Genomic DNA, 21,044 nt, shown 5'->3' with positions numbered 1-21,044 from the left:
ATTAAAATAAATTCTTAAGGAGAATGCTTGAGTAAAGATAATGCTATTGCATTTTTTATTTTTATTGTGAGTGTTTTATGCTTTTTTGTTTGGGGGTATAATTATATTCCTAATAATTCCATGATATTATTTATCCTTGCTAGCGTATTTGGTATTTTCATGGCCTTTAATGTCGGTGGTAATGATGTTGCAAATTCATTTGGTACTAGCGTGGGTGCTAAAACAGTTACTATAAAACAAGCTTTGATTATTGCAGCGGTATTTGAATTAAGTGGGGCTGTATTTGCAGGAGGAGAAGTAACAAATACTATAAGAAGTGGTATAGTAGTTTTACCTGATGGGATTAATCCTATGGTATTTGTATGCGTAATGCTCTCAGCTTTGCTAAGTTCAGGAATTTGGCTTTTTGTAGCAACTAAAAAAGGACTTCCAGTTTCTACTACTCATAGTATTATAGGAGGTATTGTAGGTTCAAGTATTGCTATGGGCTTTGTATTTTTTGATCAAGATCAAGCATTATCTATGGTAAATTGGAATGGTATTTATAAAATAGCTATGAGTTGGGTTATTTCGCCTTTGCTTGGCGGGCTTGTAGCGTATTTAATTTATGCTTATATTTATAAAAAAATCCTAAAGCCATCAGAAGAAATAACTCTTGTGGTAAAAGAAATCAAAAAAGAAAAAAAAGCATTTAAAGAAGAATATTTTAAAAATTTAAAAAACAAAAGCCAAGAAGAGCAAATCAAAGAACTTAGTGCTATTGTTTTAGATGATGATGAAAAAAGAAGTGAATATAAGTTAAAAATCAAAGAGTTAAAAGAAAAAGAAAAAAACATAGATGTTTTCTCAAGAATGAAATTTCATGTTCCTTTAATAGCAGGTGTAGGTGCATTGACTATTGCTTCTATGTTTTTATTTAAGGGTTTAAATAATGTTTCTACTTTAGATGTAATGCAAAATTTATGGATAGTTTCGATTATTTCTATTTTTGCTTATATTGTTACTTTAGCAGTCGTGAGGTTGATGAAAAAAACTCAGGTTAATAAGACCATAGAAAAGATTTTTTCATGGTTTCAAATTTTTACTGCTTCAAGTTTTGCTTTTTCACATGGAGCTAATGATATAGCTAACGCTCTTGGGCCATTTGCTGCTATTTTAGATGTACTTAAAAATAACACCATTAATCCTAGCTCACCAGTGCCTTTTGCTGTAATGCTTATGTTTGGTATAGCTTTAGTTATTGGGCTTTGGTTTTTAGGTAAAGAAGTTATTCAAACTGTGGGTTCAAAACTTGCTGAAATTAAACCAACAACAGGCTTTAGCGCTGAACTTGGTGCAAGTATTGTTATACTTTTAGCTACCCAGCTTGGAATCCCAGTTAGCTCAACCCATATTTTAATTGGTGCAATTTTAGGTATAGGGGTATTTAATAAAGATGCTAAATGGGCTATGATGAAACCTATTGGTTTAGCATGGGTGATTACCTTACCAGTTGCTGGAATTCTTTCAAGTATTATTTTTATTATCTTTGTAAATACAATCTTATGAGTTTAAACTCATAAGATATTTTTTAGCCTCATTTAAATTAGAACTATTGATAAAATAATCAATTTTTACGGGTTTTTTATATACTTTATCATAATATTCAAAAAGCATTTTTACACAAAGTTCTAAATTATTTTCTTCATAATTTTGACAAAGTCTTAATTTAAAATCCTTGCTGATATAAGGTGATATTTTTTCAACACATTGATAAAATACTTTTTTATCCATTGGAGTATAGTTTTTCAAAACTCTTTGAATGCGTAAATTCATATCACACTCACACCAAATTTTCTTAGCTTTTTGCATGCTATTGTATAAATTTAGCGGGATAGTTAAATTTCCAATTTGTCTGCTTTCAGCTTCTATAAAACAAGTTTTATAAGTATAATCTTTTAAAAAATAAAACAATTCATCTTCAAAAGCTTTTTGACTCGGTTGTTCTCCATAAATTTTACCAAAACTTGATCCTTGGTGGTTGGCTAGTTTTTCTAAATTTAAAGCATTATCTAAAGTTTGGATTAAATCACTTTTGCCACTTGCTGTATTACCACAAAGACATAAAAACTCAATATTTAAATCTTTTCTAAAAAACTCACTCACATAACTTCTATAAGCTTTGTATCCACCTTCTAATCTTACAACCCTATAACCAAGTTCAGCTAAGATTAAAGCAATGGCTTTTGATCTTTTACCACCTCTTGCGCAATAAATTCCCACCAAAGAGCCTATTTTATAATTTTGATAAATTTTATTAATATGCTCACTCATATTTTTACAAATATAACTTGCGCCTTTTGCTTTAGCTAAGCCTTTATTTTTCTTATAAAGTGTGCCTATTTCTTCAAATTCATTATCATTGAGTGCGTAGTAATTTTGTGCAGATTTTATATGAGCAAGTTTGTATTCTTTGGGGCTTCTTGCATCAATTAAAAGATCAAAATTAAATTTTAAAAAATTTTCAAAATCAACTTCTTTATACATAGTCTTTAAAAGCTTTACATAAGGTGGTATAAACTTTTTCTAAATCACTCCCACAAACTCTAGTTTGTCCTATGGTAGTGATAAAATTTGTATCGCCTTGCCATCTTGGGATTAAATGATAATGACAATGCGGTGCTATGCCAGCTCCTGCTGCACTGCCTAAATTCATACCTATATTAACACCCTTAGCATGAAAGTTTTCTTTTAAAATTTTAACTCCAATACGTACAAAATGGCTAATTTCTAGCCATGTATCAGCGCTTAAATCTTCTATATTTTCTAAATGCTCATAAGGGATAATCATAAAATGACCCGGACTATAAGGGTATTTATTCATAATGCCAAAACATTCTTTAGCTCTAAAAATCACCCCAAGTTTTTCATCTTCATTAAGTTCATGCTTACAATGACAAAAAGGGCAAAAATTTTTATCTTTATTGTTAAAATATACATCCCTCCAAGGTGCGTATAAATACTCCATCAACTCTCCTTTATGCAAGCATGTAGATTTTTAATATTTTTACTTATAAGAGCTTTATTTTTTGGTATCAAAGGTAATAGCTTTTCATCTTCTAGTAAAAAAATTCTAGCTCCAGCTAAAATAGCATTATTAAGATCACTTTTGCTTTCAAGGTAAAAAATGGCTTCTAAACCAAGGTGTATTGCAAAATTATAAAGTTTTTTTAGTTGCATGGTTTTTAGCATTTTAGGAAATACAATAAATGCATCAGCCCCATATACTAAGCTTTCTAAAATTTGATATTCATCAAAAATAAAATCAAATTGCACAATAGGTTTTTCATGATAACGCCTAAAAAGGCTTAAATTTTGTATGTCTTGGTTAAGCAAAGGGCTTGTTGGTAAGATGATGGCATCAAAATTTTCATGATCAAAATTTAAATCTTTAGAATATAAAAAATGCGAAAGTTTTCCTTCAAGTAAAAGTGTGTAAATATCTTTAGGATAAAAGGCATTAGAAGCTAGACTTCTGCCTAACATATCATAAGGAAAAATTTCTTTTTTACTTTCAAGAATTTTTTGTGTTTTTGAAAAATGATTTTTTAAATCTATTGCTTTAAACATTTTTCGATGGCCTTTAAATGTTCTTTACTTTCATCTGAGCTTGAAAATTCTTTATCATGCAGTGTTTTTTGCAAAATTTCATAAGCCTTTTTGCAATCTTTAAGTTTATAATACCCCCAAGCCAAAGAATCAAGATAGTAAAGATTTTGTGGTTCTTGTTCAAGCGCCCAGCCTACTAACTCTATACCTTTGGCTATATCAATATCATATTCAATTAAAGCATAGCCATAGTAGTTTTGATATAAAGCATCACTGCGCACATCTACGCTTTGTTCAAATTTTTTCATGATAGAGGCTAGAATTTTTGGGTCCGTGACTTTTTTACTTTTAGGATCCATATGAATTTCAAATTCTAAAACACCTGCCATAGAAAGATATTTTTTATCTTTGCTAAGTTCATAATGTTTTAAAGCTATTTCATAAGCTTTTTCATAATCTTTTGTTTGTGTGTATAAGAAAATTTTAGTATCAGGATCTATGTTATATTTTTGGGTTAAATTTAGAGCCTGAGTATAATTTTTTTCTTGTATTAGTAATTCTATCATAGCATATATATATTTAATATCATTGTTGAGTTTATATAGCTTTTCAAGGGTTTGGATGCTTGCTTTATAATCTTTTTGTTCTTGATAAATTTTTAAAAGTAGGGTGCACGTTTTAAGGGTACAGTGTGAGTTTTTTACAAATTCTTCTAAAGCTTTTTTGGCTTGGTTGATATTTTTATTTTTGATATTAACTTCAACTATTTTAAGCAATAAATTTTCATGTTCAAAAAGTTTATAAGCAAGATTATATTGCTCTAAAGCTTTAGTATATAAAGCTTTTTTAGCAAAAATATCGCCTAATATTTCATAATTTCTATAATCTTGTTCTTCTTTAATGAGTTTATAAAGTATAGCTTCAGCTTGTTTATAATCTCCTATTTCAAAAAAATATAAAGCATTTAATCTTGCAATAGCTGTGTGTTCTAAAAAGTCTTTAGAAGCTTTTAAAAGCTCGTCTTTTTGTTTTAAATTAGCACTTAAAGCTAAAAGTAAAGCCTTTTGCAAATAAATACTTTCATTATTTTCATGAAATAAATTTGTATAAATATCACATGCTTTTTGAAATTGTCCATGCTCTTCATAAATAAGTGCTTGTAGGATTTTATCTTCACCTTTAGCTAAAGCAAGGCTTGTTAAGATAAAAACTATAATTAGTGAAAGCAAACCCCTATACATTCTTTTTTTAACTCCTCTTTGTGTGTTTTAAAATACTCCCAAAATGGAAAAGTTCTACATTGTTTTGGTCTATGCTTGTAAATTAAACATTTTTTATACATTGTATCAAAAAAAATACAACGATAGCCATTTTCATACTTTGCTTCTTTAAAGCTATATTTAAACCCAACTTTGATGAGGTATTGCTCTTTAAATACTTCAAAGCTTAAATTTAAAAAACTAGCAATAGCTTCTAGTTCTTCTTTGCTAGCATAGATATACCCACTTTCTCCAGTGCAACACTTCCCGCCGCATTTTTCACAAGCACTTTCATCAAAAGAATAATCAAAACCTTTTTCACACATCATAGCTTACAGTTCCTGTATTTTCATAAATTTCACTAATTTTTGGATTTAAAACATCATTTTCATACATAAAAAGTGTAGGCATTATCGCGCAAGGACTTTTGCTATTTTTTTTAATATGCATTAAAACAAGTCTTGCGTTAGTTTGTGCATTAGTATGAACACATTGAAGTGAAACTAGTTTTAATTTAAATTGTTTTAAATAAGCGCAAATTTCATCCAAAAAACTTGCCTCATAACACATAAAAAAACTACCATTTGGTTTGATTAAAGTATTTATTTTAGCAAGCATCTTCTCAAGTGGCATAAATTCTTGATATCTTGATATACATAAATGCAAATCTTGGCTTTTTTGTGTATTTTTTTTATAAAATGGAGGATTAGAGATCAAAAAATCAAATTTTATATCAATTTTATAGTTTAAAAAATCTTCGCAAATGCCTTGAATTTCAAGTTTATTTTCTTTGGCATTTTTATAACTTAGTTTGATATTTTGCTCTTGGATATCTAGTAGATAAACTTTTGAATTTGGAAATTTTTGCTTTATCAAAAGTCCTAAAATTCCACATCCGCATCCTATATCAAGGATATTTCCTTTTAAATTATATTTAGATAAAAAGTCAAAAAGTAAAAGACTATCGTTATTATAGCGATAGCCTTTTGAATATTGAAAGAGTTTTAGCATTTATAAAGATGATCGCAGATTTTAAATGAATCATTTAAACCTACTACAATAGAAGCTCCGTTTTTACTCGCTATATCGCCTGCTACAAATAATCCTTTTACATTGCTTTCTTTATTTTCATCAAAGCTTGGCACGCCTTTTTCATCAACTTCTATAGAGCATTTTTGTAAGAAATCAAGTGGAGTTGAACCCCCAATAGCATAAATAATACGATCATAAATTTCATTTGTGTCGTTAGTGAAATTTACTTTAGCTTTACCGCCTTCATCTTCAATATTAGTTATATCTATGCCAAGTTTTGCTTTTACACTACCTTGTTCAAAAGCTTTTTGAATATCTTCTAGATTAATATCGTTTAATCTTGAGAAGGTTTCTCTTCTATAGCAAAGCGTCACATCGTTATTTTTAGCTAAATCTATAGCGTATTCTGCTGCTGAATTTCCACCACCTACAACTAAGATTTTTTCACCTTGGCTTGCTGAATTTGCATTAAAATTGATGATTTTAGTTAAAGTTATAGGTAAAGTATAGCTTGGCTTATTTGGCTTACCCATTCTACCTATGGCAATAACTGCATTTTTACAAATATAATTTTCATTTGCAGTGCTAACGATGAAATTTTCTCCATCTTTTTTAACACTTTCAACTTCACTAGAAAGCTTTACTTCAAGATTGTGCTCTTTAATGGCATTTTGGAAAGTTTCTATCGTACTTTCTCTAGTTCCATCTTCAAAATTTATATGTCCGTGATTTGTGCTATCACAACCTTTATAAGCTTTGTCTACTCTTTTACCTTCTTTGTAAAATTTTACTAAGGTTTGACAAATCGCATCAGCTTTTTCTAAAACAATAACTTCTTTATTTTTTATTTTAGCTTCTACTCCTGCTGCAATACCTGCAGGACCAGCACCAATAACTACCATATCAAAAATTTTCATTATTTCCCTTTTTAATATTTTTAATGTGTAAATGTATCAAAAAAATGATAATGAAATATAAAAATTATGGATAATTTTTATATTTCATAGAATTTTTATCACAATTATATTTTATTTGATTAATAATTTTTTATAAAAAATATCTTAAATGTGTAAAAAAATATATCAATTTTTATTTTTTGTCTAAAAATATTTATTTTTGAATAAAAAAATAAAAAAATCATATATAGTATAAAAAAGGAGGTTGATTGATGTATCAAAATGAAAAGCAAAGTTTAAAAAATAACTTTTTTACACTTTTACTGTTATCTTTTTGTGGATCTATTATTTACGGTTTGCCTTATTTTAGAAAATATTATTATGATGATTATATGAGTCTTTATCATTTAAATAATTTTGAAATGGGGCTTTTGGGTAGTGCTTATGGATTGCTTGGTTTGTTTTCTTATGCCTTAGGAGGGTATTTAGCAGATCGTTTTGCGCCAAAAAAATTATTGATTTTTTCTTTAATTGCTACAGGGCTTGGTGGTTTGTTGCACTTATATTTTACTTCTTTAAATGCACTTTTGATTATTTATGGAATTTGGGGGATTACTTCATTATTAACTTTTTGGCCTTCTTTGATGAAAATAGTAAGAAGCTTGGCAAATTCTAAAGAGCAAGCAAAAGCTTATGGAATTTTTGAAGGTGGTAGAGGTGTTGTTGGTGCTGCGCATTTGGCTATAGCTACAAGTATTTTTGGATATTTTCAAACAAAAGCTTTAGCCGCACAAGGTATAGAAATGGTTATTATTTTTTATTCTATAGCTCCTATTGCAAGTGCTGTTTTATTATTTTTTCTTTTAAAAGATGAGGTTAATGAACAAAGTGAGAAGATTAAAATCAAAGATTTAGTTTTTCTTTTAAAAAATTCTGCTCTTTGGCTTGTGGTTGCTATTACTTTTTGTACCTATTTTTTTAATATGAGCTTTTATTATTTTACTCCTTATGCAAGTAATGTGATAGGAGCTTCTGCTGTTTTTGCAGCTATTTTAACAGTATTAGCTCAATACATTCGTCCTGTTTCTTCTGTGGTAGGTGGGTTTATAGCAGATGGATATGGAAAGGCTAAAATAATGATGATAGGCTTTATTTTAATGGGAATTGGTGTTATTTTTTTAATGCTTAGTTCAAAATTAAATGGATTTTTGCAAATGAGTGTTTTAACTTCTGCTTGTGTGGTAATTTATGTAGCTATGTATTCTAATTTTGGAATTTATTATTCTTTACTTAGTGAGGGAAAAATTCCTATTCATTTAGCAGGTATGGCCATAGGTATTGTATCTACTTTTGGATATTTACCTGAGGTTTTTGCACCTTTGCTTGCTGGAGATTTATTAGATAGATATCCAGGTGTAAAAGGTTTTCATATATATTTTACTATTATGGTAGCTATGGCTATTTTGGGTGTAATGTTTTGTTTGATTTGGATTAAAAAATACAATAAAAAGGAGATGAAATGAAAGAAATTATTCTTGATTTTAAAAACAAGGTTAAAGTGATAGAAAATGAATGGATAGTTTTAAAAGATGGCACCAAGCTTTCATCACGAATTTGGCTTCCTCAGGTAAAAGAAAAAGTTCCTGCTATATTAGAATACATTCCTTATAGAAAAAATGATGGAACAAGAGGTAGAGATGAGCCTATGCATGGATATTTTAGCGGTAATGGCTATGCGGTTGTTAGAGTTGATATTAGAGGAAGTGGGGAATCTGATGGTTTATTAGAAGATGAATATTTAAAGCAAGAACAAGATGATGCATTAGAAGTTATTGAGTGGATAGCAAAGCAAGAATGGTGTGATGGGAATATTGGTATGATGGGTAAATCTTGGGGTGGATTTAATTCTTTACAAGTTGCAGCAAGAAAACCTAAAAATTTAAAAGCTATTATAGTAGTAGGTTTTACTGATGATAGATTTAATGAAGATATTCATTATAAAGGTGGATGTTTGCTTAATGATAATTTTTGGTGGGGTAATATCATGCTTGCATATCAATCACGTTTTGTTGATCCAAAAATTGATCCAAATGGTAGAAATAAATGGCTCAATAGGCTTGAGAATATGCCTTTATGGCCCATATTATGGCTTGAGCATACTTTAAAAGATGATTATTGGAAGCATGGATCTGTTGGAGAAAATTATGATGATATACAAGTTCCTGTTTTTGCATTAGATGGGTGGGCTGATTCTTATACTAATCCTGTTTTTACTCTAATGAATGCTTTGAAAGTTCCAAAAAAAGCTATTGTTGGTCCTTGGGCTCATGTTTATCCTCATGATGGATCTCCTTTACCTGCAATGGGCTTTTTACAAGAAGCACTTAAATGGTGGGACAAATGGCTTAAAAATGAAGAAAATGATGTGCTTGAAGCTCCTATGATACAAGCATATATTGAAAATAGTTCTAAGCCAAATTCAAAAACAGAGAAAGTAGAAGGTCGTTTTGTTGCTTTAAATGATTTTAAAAATGATATTAACTATAAAAAATACTATTTAAATCCGTATAAACTAACATGCAAAAAATCAAGTGAATTTATCAAAATTAACACTCCATTAAATCATGGGCTTTTATCAGGAGAGTGGATGGGAGCTGGTGTTTTAGGAGAAAGTCCTAGCGACCAAAGGCTAGATGATGGGATGGCGGTTGTTTTTGAAAGTGATTTTTTAGAACAAGATTTAGATATTTTGGGTTTTCCAGTTTTAAATGTAAAAATTGCAAGTGATCAAGAAAAAGCTATGCTCTTTGCTCAGCTTAGTGAAGTTAGAGCTGATGGTTTTGTAAAAAGAGTAAGTTATGGAGTGATCAATCTTGCATTAAGTGATGATAAAGAGCAATTTGTACCTTTAAAAAAAGATGAATTTATCCAAAAGCAAATCAAACTTGATGCTTGTGGATATAGATTTGCTAAGGGTTCTAAGATAAGATTATCATTAGCTAATTCTTTTTGGCCTATGTTTTGGCCTATGCCAAAAATTTCAACATTAACTTTAGATCTAAATGAGTGTGAATTTAATTTACCATGTTTTAGTGGTCAAGATAGCGATAAAATCAATATGCAACCACAAAGTGCTCCTTTAACTCCAATAACACTTTTAGAAGAAGGTAGGGTAGATAGAAGCATTTCTTATGATATTTTAAATGATACTTGGACTTGTATTACAGATGGTGTTGGTGGAGTTTTTGGAGAAGGTGTTTATAGATTTGATGAGGTTGATGTTTTAGTAAAGCACAATTTAAAAAGAGAATTAAAACTTCAAAATGAAAACCCATTAAGCGCAGAGTATACTATTACTCAAACAATGCAAATAGGACGCGAGGGTTGTATGATGGAGGCTGATATAATCTTAACACAAACTAGTGATTTGGAGTATTTTTATATTAAAGGAAAAATAGCAGTCAAAGAAAACGACAAGCTTGTTTTTGATAAAAAATATAATTATAAAACTAAAAGAAATAGTTTGTAAAATTTCCCAAAGTAAAATTACTTTGGGAATTAATTTTCTTGTAAGATTTTAGCTAAATCTTTAGCGCCTTTTAAATCTACTTTACCAGAGCCTAAAAGTGGAATTTGTTCTACTTTAAAATATTTACTTGGTTTAAAAATAGCAGGCATAGTAGAGTTTTTAATCGCTTCGCAAATTCCATCAAAGTCTTGCTCTTGACATTCTACTAATAAGCATACCATTTCACCTTTTTTATCATCATCTAGCGCAACTGCGCAAAATTTTACTATATCTGTATTGATAAATTTAGCAATTTCTTCTTCTAAAGCTCCTAAAGATATCATTTCTCCACCAATTTTTGCAAAACGAGAATAACGATCTACTATATATAAAAAGCCATCCTCATCTACATGACCTTTATCGCCGGTATTATACCAACGTATACCATCGATTTCTTTGATAACTTCATCGGTTTTTTCTTTATTGTTTAAATAACCTACCATAACCTGATGACCACCAATGAGTATTAATCCATCTTCTCCATGATTTAAACTTTCATAAGTAGATGGATCTACTATGCGTATAGCACTTCCTGGTAAAGGCATACCTACGCTACCTTCTTTATTTGCACGATGTAAAATCCAATAATCAGGATCAAATTTATTTGGTAAATTCACACTTGCAACCGGAGTGGTTTCAGTAGCTCCATAACCTTCAAAAATAGGTTTTTTAAATTTCATTTCAAAGGCGCTTCTTACTTCACTTTTGAGTTTTTCAGCACCTGAGACGATAATCCTTAAGCTTTCAAACATAATCGCATCAAGTTTTTTATTTCTTGCATAAATACCTAGAAAAGTTGAAGTAGCACACATAATGCTAACATTATTTTTTACTATAGCTTTTGCTACACCTAGCGCATCAGTTGGATCAGCATGTGTTATGCTTTTAATCCCTTCTAATAAAGGCATAAAAGTAGTTACAGTTAATCCAAAAGCATGAAAAGGCGGTAAAGAAGATAAGACAACATCTTCATTTTTTGCACATAATACATCTGAAATTTGAGCTATATTGCTTAAAATATTGCGATTATTTAGCATTACTCCTTTAGGTGTTCCCTCGCTACCACTACTAAATAATATAGCAGCTATGGCAAGGTTTTGTTTGTTAGGTGCAAATAATGCTTTTATTAAACAAGTAGGTAAAATACTTACTAAAGCAAGCATAGAAAAGATTTTGAGTTTTTGTTTTTTAAAGCTTGTAATAATATCTTCCATAAAAATGATTCTAACATGCTCTTCAAATTCTAGTTTTATACCTTTATTTTCTAATTTTTCCATAAATTTTCTAGAAGTATAAATTTGTTGAATTTGAGAACTTTGAATGGCTTGATTAATCGCTTTTGCACCTGCTGTGAAGTTTAAATTTACTACGATTTTATTTGCAAGCAATACAGCTAGATTACAAAGAGAGCTAGCCATAGAAGCTGGGAGTAAAATTCCAACGCATTCTTCTTTTGGAGCATAGCTTCCTTGGGTAGGTTGTATATTTAGCTCATATGATCTATTTTTTATGAAAGAGCTAAAAACTAAACTTAAAGCAAGCATTTTTCTATAGGTAATACCACCTATTAAAGGATCAACAATAGCTATTTGACTTAAATTTCTTTTAGCGCTATCTATCCAAGCTCTAGCTATAGTATGCATACTTTCACATTGAGATTTCCAAGCAATAAAAGAAAGTTCAAAAACTTTTGTTTTAACCACTTCTTTTTTAGTGTGTATTGGCAAGCTTTTTCCAAAAGCAATGGCGATTTTTCTTTTGCTTATTTTGCGGTTTCTTGCTGAAAATTCTTCATCACTTCTTGAAAAAGCACTTCCCCAAAGTCCTCTAATATAAAAAGGCAAAATCACTCCATCTTGTTCTTCTAATTTTGAGCAAACTAGCTCAAATCCACCTTTAAATTCATTAAGCTGCCCATGGCGTGAAAGTACTCCTTCTGGGAAAAGGCAAACTAAATTTCCGTTTTTAATATGCATAGCAATAAGCTCTAAGCTTGATTTGCTAGAAGCACTTGAAACAGGAATAACTCCAAATTTATCAAGAAAAATTTTAATATACCACTTAGAATAAATGCTTTTTTCCATAACAAAATAAATTTTTCTTGGTATAGCCATTTGCACAATAGCCCAATCTATAAAAGATATATGATTACCAAGTAATAACGCTCCACCTTTTTCAGGAATATTCTCAAAACCTTCTACTAATAAACGATAGCGTTGAAAAAACGCTATACTCATTAATAAACGCACTAAAGAAAAAGGTAGTTTACTTAGTACATAAATGCTTCCAAAAAATGCTACAGCGATGATAAAATAAAATAAATTTATCACTTCAAATTCAGCATATGCAGCAAAAGTAGCTAGTGCCAAAAAGCCTAACATAAAAATATTTTGTATGAAATTATTTCCTGCTAAGACTTTTCCTAGTTCATTTTCTTTTGAATGAAATTGTATGAGAGAATTTAAAGGTATGATAAAAAATGCCCCGCTTAAACCAAAAATAAAAAACACCACACTATAGCTTAGTAAGTTTTCTAAAAATGGCATTAAAATACTCATTAGAAAAATCCCTAAAGCACCTAGTGGTATAAGACCTAATTCAATGTAATTTTTAGAGAATTTACCACTAATAAGCGATCCTATGATCACTCCTATACCAGAAAAAGCTAAAGAGCATTGTACATAAAAGGTATTTTCTATGAAAAGATCATTTTTTGCATATACAGGAAAACTTACTAAGTAAAGTTGTGATATGGCCCAAAAAAGTGAAATTCCTACAATGCAAAGCCAAATGATTTTATGAGAAAATATTGTTTTTAAATTAGAGGCTAAAAGCTTTCCTTGGAAATATTGTTTTTTATCAAAACTTAAACTTTTATCTTCTTCTTTTAAACAAGGAAGTTTATAAGCTAAAAAAAGTTCTAATAAAGCAAAAGCTATTAATACAAAACCCAAAGGTGCAATTTGTATTAAAATATCTGAAGGAGTGTTAAAATTTGGATTAAAAAGCATTTCAAAGCTTAGAGAAAATACTGCCATACCCGCTAAAATAGCCACAATACTTACTGCGTTTACAGCTCCATTTCCCATAGCTAAAAGCTCTTTTCCTACTAATTCTTTTATAAAACCATATTTTGCAGGAGAGTATAAGGCAGATTGTACTCCCATGATAAAAGTCATTACAAAAGCAAGCCAAAATGCTCCAAGATAATAACACAAACAAATAATACAAGTTAATATTACTGAAAATAATGCAGATATTTTCATGATTTTATTTTTAGGAAATTTATCTGCTAAAAATCCAGAAGGTGAAAGCATAAGGATAAAAGGTAAAAGCATCAAAGCATTAACAATAGCAGTCAGAAAAAGTTGAGTGCTATCTTCATAAAATTTATAAATGGTATTTTGTATGATGATCTTGTGTCCTAAATCCACAAAAGCGTTAATAAAAGCTACTGCTAAAAATGGCAATACGCCAAAAATCTTTAAGAAATTTCCTTGCATTTAAAACTCCATTTTATTTTAAAAATATTATTTTATTATATAAAATTTAAATGGAGTTTTGATATTTGATTAATCTTTAAATTCTACCACTTCATCAAATGCAAAACGAGCTTTTTCTACGCTAGTATTTTCTTGGGTATGTCCTAAAGTAATGAGCATAGAAACTCTTTGTTTAGTGGTGTCTAAATTTAAATATTGATTGATTTTATCTTTATCAAAGCCACCGATAATACATGAGCCTAAATTTAAACTATAAGCAGCATTGATAATATTTGCAATAGCAAGATAGCTTTGTTCTTTAGCATAAATAAAACTTTGTTCTAAATTCATTGCATCTAAAAACGGCTTATAAGTTTGCAAGCGTTTGTTTAATTCTTCTTGGTTTAAACCTCTTTTTTTTAGTTTTTCTTCAAAATAATCTTTAAAATCAGCCCTTGAAATTACAACTATAATAACAGCACAATTTGCTACATGGCTTTGATTATTAGCTATTTTAGCAATTTCTTTTTTATGTTCATCTTTTTGAAAAACTAAGAATTTCCAAGGTTCAAGTCCTAAGGAGCTAGGAGATAATCTAGCACATTCTAAGATATATTCTAAATTCTCTTTAGAAATTTTTTCTTGGGTGTAAGCTCTAATAGAAGAGCGATTTTGCATTAAATTTAAATAATCTTGCATTATTTTTCCTTTTTTTGATTTATCTTATATCTTATAAGCTTTAAAATTGTTAAAATTATATTTTATTGTTACAATTTTATTTTTACTTCATACAAATGTTTTATTATATGATTTTTAAAGGATTAAAATGAAAAAAATAATTTATTTAAGCATATTTTTGATTATACTCATTATAGGGGTGTATTTTTTCTTTTTTGCAAATAAGGAAGAATATAATTATCTAACTTATGAAGTTAAAAAACAAGATATTACTCAAAGTATAGAAGCAATAGGCGAAGTTTATGCAAAAACACAAGTTGATGTTGGTGCGCAAGTTAGTGGGCAAATTACTAAACTTTATGTAAAATTAGGTGATCATGTTAATGAGGGTGATTTAATCGCACAAATTGATAAAGATAAGCAACAAAATGATTTAGATATTACCAAAGCTCAGCTTGAAAGTGCAAAGGCAAATTTAGAAAGTAAAAAAATCGCTCTTGATATAGCTACTAAACAATACCAAAGAGAACAAAAGCTTTATGCTAAAAAGGCTACTTCCTTAGAAAATCTTGAAAATCTTAAAAATACTTTTTATGCTCTAAGGGCAAATGTGGCTGATTTAAAAGCTCAAACTACTCAACTTGAAATTTCTTTAAAAAATGCTCAAAAAGATTTAGCTTACACTACTATAACTGCACCTAGTAAGGGTGAGATTATTAATGTAGCAGTTGAAGAAGGTCAAACTGTAAATGCAAACCAAAATACACCAAGTATAGTGCGTTTGGCTGATTTAAGTGAAATGGAAATTCGTATGCAAATAGCTGAAGCTGATATTAATAAAATTAGTGTTGGAAAAAAGGTTAAATTTAGTATTTTAAATGAGCCTGATAAAAAATACGAAGCAATTATTTCAAGTATAGATCCAGCAAATACTACCATAAGTGATGCAACAAGCAATACAAATTTAAACTCAAACTCAAGTACTAGCGCTAGTGCTGTGTATTATTATGCAAGGGTTTTTGTAAAAAATGATAATAATTTTTTACGCATAGGTATGAGTACAGAAAATGAAATTGCTATTAAAACAGAAAATAATACCTTAGTTATACCAACTTTGGCTATAAAAAGTGATGCAAGTGGTTATTATGTAGAAATTTTAAAAGCAAATAATATAAGTGTGAAAACACCTATTAAATTAGGTATTAAAGATAGTTTAAATACTCAAATTTTAGATGGTATTAATGAGGGTGATTTAGTTATCATAGGTAAAAATAAAAAATGATACGCTTAGAAAATATACAAAAAAAGATTAATAATACAACTATTTTAGAAAATATTAATCTTTATATTCAAAAGGGAGAATTTGTAGCCATTATAGGGCAATCAGGTAGTGGAAAAACCTCTCTTTTAAATATTATAGGAACACTTGATGAACCAAGTAGTGGAAAATATTTTTTAGATGCATATGAAGTAACTAATTTAAGTAAAGATGAAAAAGCAAGGATTAGACGTGAAAAAATAGGTTTTATATTCCAAAGATATAATTTACTTAGTCTTTTAAATGCTAAAGATAATGTAGCCTTGCCTGCTGTTTATGCAGGCAAAAACAAACAAGAAAGATCGCAAAAGGCTAAAGAATTACTTTCTTTTTTAGAGCTTGATCATAAAGAATTATCAAAGCCAAATGAGCTAAGCGGGGGACAACAGCAAAGAGTTTCCATAGCAAGAGCTTTGATGAATGGTGGTGAGCTTATTTTAGCAGATGAGCCAACGGGTGCGCTTGATTCTAAAAGCGGTAAGATAGTTTTAGAAATTTTAAATAAACTAAATGAGCAAGGACACACCGTAGTTTTAGTCACTCATGATAGGGAAATAGCTGCTAGAGCAAAAAGAGTTATAGAAATTAAAGATGGTAAGATTATAAGCGATAATGGTGCAAAAAAAGCAGATGAAATAAAAGCTAAGTTAATGCCAAAAGAGAAAAAAAGCTTTAATTTGCTTAAAAATCAGCTTTTTGAAAGTTTAAAAATGTCCATAGCTTCCATTGTAGCACACAAACTACGTTCTTTGCTTACTATGCTTGGTATTATCATAGGCATAGCTTCAGTAGTTTGCGTGGTTGCTTTAGGACTTGGAGCTCAACAAAATATACTTGCTTCTATTAGCTCTATTGGAACTAATACCATAGAAGTTGTTTCAGGGCGTGGTTTGGGGGATATTCGATCAGGTAGAACAAGGTTAAATTTAAGTGATTTAAAAACCTTAAGTTCTTTGCCTTATTTAGAAGCAGTAGAAGCAGATATGGGTAAAGTAGGGGTAGTAACTTATAAGAATAATTCTTTGCAAGCTAGAATTCATGGAGTAGGGCCAAATCATCTAAGACTTAGAGGTTTTGTAATGGTAGATGGTAGGTTTATTAATAATGAAGATATAAAAGATAATACTAATATTTGTATAGTTGATGAAAATGCTCTGAGATTTTTATTTGATAATGATGGTGCTAAAAATATTTTAGGTAAAAGTATTATCTTTAACAAGCAACCTTTAACTATAGTCGGTGTTTTGAAAAAAGAAAGAGATAATAAAGACTTTAAACCAGATGAAAATACTATTAAAATTTATACTCCTTATTCTACTTTGATGAATAAAATCACAGGGGATAAGCAAATAAGAGCTATAGTAACTAAGGTAAAAGATGAGATAAATCCTGCTTTAGCTGAAGAGGCTATGGTAAAAATTTTAGAGATTAAACGCGGAAAAAAAGATTTTTTCACTATAAATTCTGATGCAATTAAAAATGCTATTGAGGAAAATACTGCTACTTTGACTTTACTTATTTCTTCTATTGCGGTAGTGTCTTTAATAGTAGGTGGTATTGGTGTGATGAATATCATGCTTGTTTCAGTAAGTGAGCGTACAAGGGAAATTGGAGTTAGAATGGCTATTGGAGCTAGAAAAGAAGATATTTTGATGCAGTTTTTAATCGAAGCTGTGTTGATTTGTTCTTTAGGGGCTATTTTTGGAGTAATGCTTTCTTTTATTATCATTGAAGTATTTAATTCTTTAAATTTTGGTTTTACGATGATACTTTCATTGAATTCGGTATTTTTAGGGCTTTTAAGTTCGGTTTTAATCGGAGTGGTTTTTGGATTTTTCCCAGCAAAAAATGCAGCAAATTTAAATCCTATTAGTGCTTTATCAAAGGAATGAGATGAGAATATTTTTATTATTTTTTATAGCCTTTTTTTTAAATGCTTGTGTAGGAGTAAAATTAGAGCAAGTGTCTCAAGAGCAAATAAAAAAAGAATATTTTGAAGATTTTAATGCAAGTAAGGCTTGGTGGGAAAAATATAATAATCAAGATTTAAACAATATCTTAAAAGCTATTATTGACAATAACAAAGATCTAAATATAGCAAGAGTTAATTTTTTAAGCACTTTAGCTAGATATAAGCTTTTAAATTTAGATCTTTATCCTGCTTTGAGTGGAAATTTAGGTGCAAATATAAGAAAAAATTTAAACAATGACACAGAAATGCATAGCTTTTCAAATGGTATTATGTTAAATTATGAGCTTGATATATATGGCAAAATTTCAGATCAAGTTGCTAGTTCTGAATTTTTAGCAAAAGCAAGTGAATATGAGTTGCGCTCTTTGGAGCTTGATACGATTAATTTAGCAATTAATAGTATTTTTGAATTGATTTATTTTAACGATGTAGATCACTTGCTAAACAATCATTTAAAAAATCTTGAGCAAATGCTAGAAATTTATACTACTAAATTTGATTATGGCAAGGTTGAGTATATTGATCTTTTAAATATCAAAAAGTCTTTATTAAATACTAAACAAAATATCATCACAAATTTGCAAAATAAAGACTTAACACTTAAAAATATAAAAGATTTACTAGGTAAAGATGATGAGCGTTTGATTAATAAAATGCTAAATTATACACTTGAAGATTTTTCATTGCAAAAAATTAATTTTGATATAGAGTTAAAAATGCTTGCTTATAAACCACAAGTTCAAGCAAAACTAAATCAACTTATGGCTTCTTATAAGGATTATGCAAGTGTGCAAAAAAGCATTTTACCTAGTATAAAAATATTAGGAAATTTAGATGGGAGTGATAAAAATTTTGATGAGAGTTTTAAATTTTTAATCTTAGGTGGAAATGTTGTTATTGACTTACCATTTTTGGACTTTTATAGAGTAAGACAAAATGTAAAAATTTCTGAATTTGCATACCAAGCACGCTTATATGAGTATAAAGATGCATTGCAAAGAGCCATTCATGAGTTTAAACTTTGTTATGAGAACGATAAATACTACAATGATTTGTTAAATTTGGTAAAAGACATTAATACTAATCAAGCAAAAATTACACAATTATATTTTGAAAAATATGAATTAGGGCGTAATGAGCTAAAAGATTATCTTGATGCGGATGCTTTGCTTATTAATTCACTTCAAGAACTTAGTAGAGCGAAACTATCTTTGCTTAAAAATGTTAATTTATATCATAATATAGTATTGATTTCAGAGTAAAATAGACTTAAAAATGTTTCATTTTGTAATATTTTAGTAAAGAGTAGTGTTTATTTGCGTTGTTTTTAAAGTCATTTAGATTACAATTGATAAGTAAATCAAACAAAGGAGAGGTATGAAATTTGATTTTTATGCAACGCTAGTTACTATGGTTATAGTACTGCTTTTGGGCGTTTTTGTCATTAAAAGGGTAAAATTTCTTCGTGATTATAATATCCCTGAGCCAGTTGTTGGTGGTGGAATAGCTGCGATTATTCTTTTAATCTTACATAGTTCTTTTTCACTAGACATTAAATTTGATGAATCTATGAAAGATCCGTTAATGCTTGCATTCTTTTCAAGTATTGGTTTGTTAGCTGATTTTGCTTCATTAAAAAAAGGTGGTAGAAAATTAGCAGTTTTTTTAGTTGTAGTTGTAGCTTTACTATTTGCGCAAAATATAGTTGGTATAGGTGTAGCAACTGCCATGGGACAAAATCCACTTATGGGGCTTATAGCAGGTTCTGTTACAATGAGTGGTGGTCATGGTACAGGTGCAGCTTGGGCGGCTGAATTTATTAAAGAGCCTTATTTGTATTCTAGTGCAACTACTGTTGCTATTGCTTGTGCGACTTTTGGACTTATTTCAGGTGGTATCATAGGTGGTCCTGTTGCAAGATATTTGGTTAATAAGCATAAATTAGTGGTTCCAAAACAAAATGATGATAAAGATGCAATTTTAAATTTCCAATCTCCAGAAAAAGAAAGATTGATCACCCCTTCTTCTTTTATAGAGTCTTTAGCATTGATTGCTTTGTGTTTATTAATAGGTAGTGCTTTATCTACTTATATTAAAACAAATACAGGTTTTACTTTACCAACTTTTGTGTATTGTCTTTTTGTGGGTGTTGTTTTAAGAAATGTTTTATCAGCTACAAAAATTCACCATGTGTTTGATAGAGAAGTATCAGTTTTAGGTAATGTAAGCTTGTCTTTATTCTTGGCTTTAGCGTTAATGACTATTAATCTTTGGGATCTAGTTACCCTTGCTCTACCGATGTTGGTAATTTTAGTAGTGCAAGTTGCTATGATGGCTGCTTTTGCTATATTTGTAACCTTTAGGGTATGTGGAAAAGACTATGATGCAGCGGTTTTAGCAGCAGGTCATTGTGGTTTTGGTTTAGGTGCTACTCCAACAGCTATGGTAAATATGCAAACTGTAACAAATCACTATGGCATGAGTCATATGGCATTTATTATTGTGCCTTTAGTAGGTGCGTTTTTCATAGATATAGTAAATGCCTTAGTGATTAATGCTTTCTTATATCTACCATTCTTTCATTAAAATCATCTAGCACTAATTTAGTGCTAGATTAACTTTTTATCTTTACTCTTACATAAATGATTTAAAAAACACTCTTTACATAAAGGATTTTTAGCCTTGCATGTATAACGTCCAAAAAGCACCATAGCTTGATGAAGATAGTTTAGATTATCTTTAAAAATTTTAGTTAAGTCTTTTTCAGTTTCTTCAGGTGTTTTGGCTTTGCTAAGATTAAGTCTGTGTGAAACTCTAAATACATGAGTATCTACAGCCATGCAATTAGTCCCACACCATTCTATCATCACTACATGTGCAGTTTTTTGTCCTACTCCTGCTAGAGTTTTTAAATCTTGCTCATTCATAGGGATTTCACCATTAAATTGCTCGCAAACTGCTTGAGCCATTTTGATTAAATTTTGTGCTTTATTATTGTAAAATGAGCAAGAATTGATCAAAAGCTTCAAAGATGATAAGTTTGCCTTAGCCAAATCTTGCACACTAGGATAAGCTTCAAATAAAGCCGGTGTGATGAGATTAACCCTTTTATCAGTACATTGAGCTGAAAGCATAACACAAACTATAAGTTCATAAGCATTACTAAAAACTAATTCTGTTTTTGCTTGTCCAAAATGCTCTAAAAATAATTTTTTAATTTCTAAATTTCTTTTCATAAACTTATTGTATGT

17 protein-coding genes are annotated in these 21,044 nt (G+C 29.6%); 7 read left to right on the top strand and 10 right to left on the bottom strand.

Features of this window, described 5'->3' with window-relative positions:
- Positions 1–27 precede the first annotated feature (27 nt).
- A complete protein-coding gene (locus tag CD56_RS04820; protein ID WP_039628409.1) occupies positions 28–1,548 on the top strand; it encodes an inorganic phosphate transporter in 1,521 nt (506 codons plus the stop codon).
- On the opposite strand, the gene mnmH is transcribed toward CD56_RS04820, so the two are convergent.
- Genes mnmH through CD56_RS04785 form a run of 7 tightly spaced genes read right to left on the bottom strand, consistent with a single transcriptional unit; the run spans position 1,543 to position 6,796 of the window.
- Positions 1,543–2,526, bottom strand: a complete 984-nt coding sequence (gene mnmH / locus CD56_RS04815; RefSeq protein ID WP_047208361.1) for a tRNA 2-selenouridine(34) synthase MnmH — start codon at positions 2,524–2,526, stop codon at positions 1,543–1,545. The genes CD56_RS04820 and mnmH overlap by 6 nt on opposite strands.
- On the bottom strand, positions 2,519–3,007 hold the full coding sequence (locus tag CD56_RS04810) for an HIT family protein (protein ID WP_047208360.1): 489 nt from the start codon (positions 3,005–3,007) through the stop codon (positions 2,519–2,521). Before CD56_RS04810 ends, mnmH begins: the two co-directional genes overlap by 8 nt.
- Positions 3,007–3,609 (bottom strand): beta/alpha barrel domain-containing protein, encoded by a 603-nt coding sequence (locus CD56_RS04805; RefSeq protein ID WP_052768378.1) that lies wholly within the window; start codon positions 3,607–3,609, stop codon positions 3,007–3,009. The genes CD56_RS04810 and CD56_RS04805 overlap by 1 nt, the downstream gene beginning before the upstream one ends.
- Complete coding sequence (locus CD56_RS04800; RefSeq protein ID WP_047208359.1) at positions 3,594–4,829, bottom strand: tetratricopeptide repeat protein; 1,236 nt, start codon at positions 4,827–4,829, stop codon at positions 3,594–3,596. The genes CD56_RS04805 and CD56_RS04800 overlap by 16 nt, the downstream gene beginning before the upstream one ends.
- The gene (locus tag CD56_RS04795) at positions 4,805–5,176 is read right to left on the bottom strand and encodes a YkgJ family cysteine cluster protein (protein WP_047208358.1); all 372 of its coding nucleotides are present in this window, start codon (positions 5,174–5,176) and stop codon (positions 4,805–4,807) included. The genes CD56_RS04800 and CD56_RS04795 overlap by 25 nt, the downstream gene beginning before the upstream one ends.
- Positions 5,166–5,858 (bottom strand): tRNA1(Val) (adenine(37)-N6)-methyltransferase, encoded by a 693-nt coding sequence (locus CD56_RS04790; protein ID WP_047208357.1) that lies wholly within the window; start codon positions 5,856–5,858, stop codon positions 5,166–5,168. Before CD56_RS04790 ends, CD56_RS04795 begins: the two co-directional genes overlap by 11 nt.
- Positions 5,852–6,796 carry an NAD(P)-binding domain-containing protein gene (locus CD56_RS04785; RefSeq protein WP_047208356.1) on the bottom strand — a complete coding sequence of 315 codons (945 nt, stop codon included), beginning with the start codon at positions 6,794–6,796 and terminating at the stop codon, positions 5,852–5,854. The genes CD56_RS04790 and CD56_RS04785 overlap by 7 nt, the downstream gene beginning before the upstream one ends.
- 251 nt (positions 6,797–7,047) lie before the next feature.
- Here CD56_RS04785 and CD56_RS04780 point away from each other — a divergent pair, with 251 nt between their 5' ends.
- Both CD56_RS04780 and CD56_RS04775 read left to right on the top strand, forming a co-directional pair.
- The gene (locus CD56_RS04780) at positions 7,048–8,298 is read left to right on the top strand and encodes an MFS transporter (RefSeq protein ID WP_047208355.1); all 1,251 of its coding nucleotides are present in this window, start codon (positions 7,048–7,050) and stop codon (positions 8,296–8,298) included.
- Positions 8,295–10,304, top strand: coding sequence for a CocE/NonD family hydrolase (locus CD56_RS04775; RefSeq protein ID WP_047208354.1), 2,010 nt, complete (start codon positions 8,295–8,297; stop codon positions 10,302–10,304). Before CD56_RS04780 ends, CD56_RS04775 begins: the two co-directional genes overlap by 4 nt.
- 29 nt (positions 10,305–10,333) lie before the next feature.
- Here CD56_RS04775 and CD56_RS04770 read toward each other — a convergent pair whose 3' ends face one another.
- Entirely contained in the window at positions 10,334–13,846 is a 3,513-nt protein-coding gene (locus CD56_RS04770) for an acyl-[ACP]--phospholipid O-acyltransferase (RefSeq protein ID WP_047208353.1), read from the bottom strand.
- A gap of 69 nt (positions 13,847–13,915) precedes the next feature.
- Positions 13,916–14,524 (bottom strand): NAD(P)H-dependent oxidoreductase, encoded by a 609-nt coding sequence (locus tag CD56_RS04765; RefSeq protein WP_047208352.1) that lies wholly within the window; start codon positions 14,522–14,524, stop codon positions 13,916–13,918.
- A gap of 127 nt (positions 14,525–14,651) precedes the next feature.
- Between CD56_RS04765 and CD56_RS04760 the strand changes: the two genes are divergently transcribed.
- The 4 genes from CD56_RS04760 (at position 14,652) to gltS (ending at position 20,379) form a co-directional block, all read left to right on the top strand.
- On the top strand, positions 14,652–15,785 hold the full coding sequence (locus tag CD56_RS04760; protein WP_039628398.1) for an efflux RND transporter periplasmic adaptor subunit: 1,134 nt from the start codon (positions 14,652–14,654) through the stop codon (positions 15,783–15,785).
- Positions 15,782–17,713, top strand: coding sequence for an ABC transporter permease (locus CD56_RS04755; RefSeq protein ID WP_047208351.1), 1,932 nt, complete (start codon positions 15,782–15,784; stop codon positions 17,711–17,713). Before CD56_RS04760 ends, CD56_RS04755 begins: the two co-directional genes overlap by 4 nt.
- 1 nt (position 17,714) lies before the next feature.
- Entirely contained in the window at positions 17,715–19,055 is a 1,341-nt protein-coding gene (locus tag CD56_RS04750; RefSeq protein WP_047208350.1) for a TolC family protein, read from the top strand.
- Between the two features lie 115 nt (positions 19,056–19,170).
- On the top strand, positions 19,171–20,379 hold the full coding sequence (gltS, locus tag CD56_RS04745; RefSeq protein ID WP_039641630.1) for a sodium/glutamate symporter: 1,209 nt from the start codon (positions 19,171–19,173) through the stop codon (positions 20,377–20,379).
- A 23-nt stretch (positions 20,380–20,402) separates the two neighbouring features.
- On the opposite strand, the gene nth is transcribed toward gltS, so the two are convergent.
- Positions 20,403–21,029 (bottom strand): endonuclease III, encoded by a 627-nt coding sequence (nth, locus tag CD56_RS04740; protein WP_047208349.1) that lies wholly within the window; start codon positions 21,027–21,029, stop codon positions 20,403–20,405.
- Between the last annotated feature and the right edge of the window lie 15 nt (positions 21,030–21,044).

The sequence above is a fragment of the Campylobacter lari genome (assembly GCF_001017575.1).
Classification (GTDB): Bacteria; Campylobacterota; Campylobacteria; order Campylobacterales; family Campylobacteraceae; genus Campylobacter_D; species Campylobacter_D lari_C.
The sequence above is the reverse complement of the archived record's forward strand: the minus strand, read 5'-3'. Positions and strand labels throughout refer to the sequence as shown.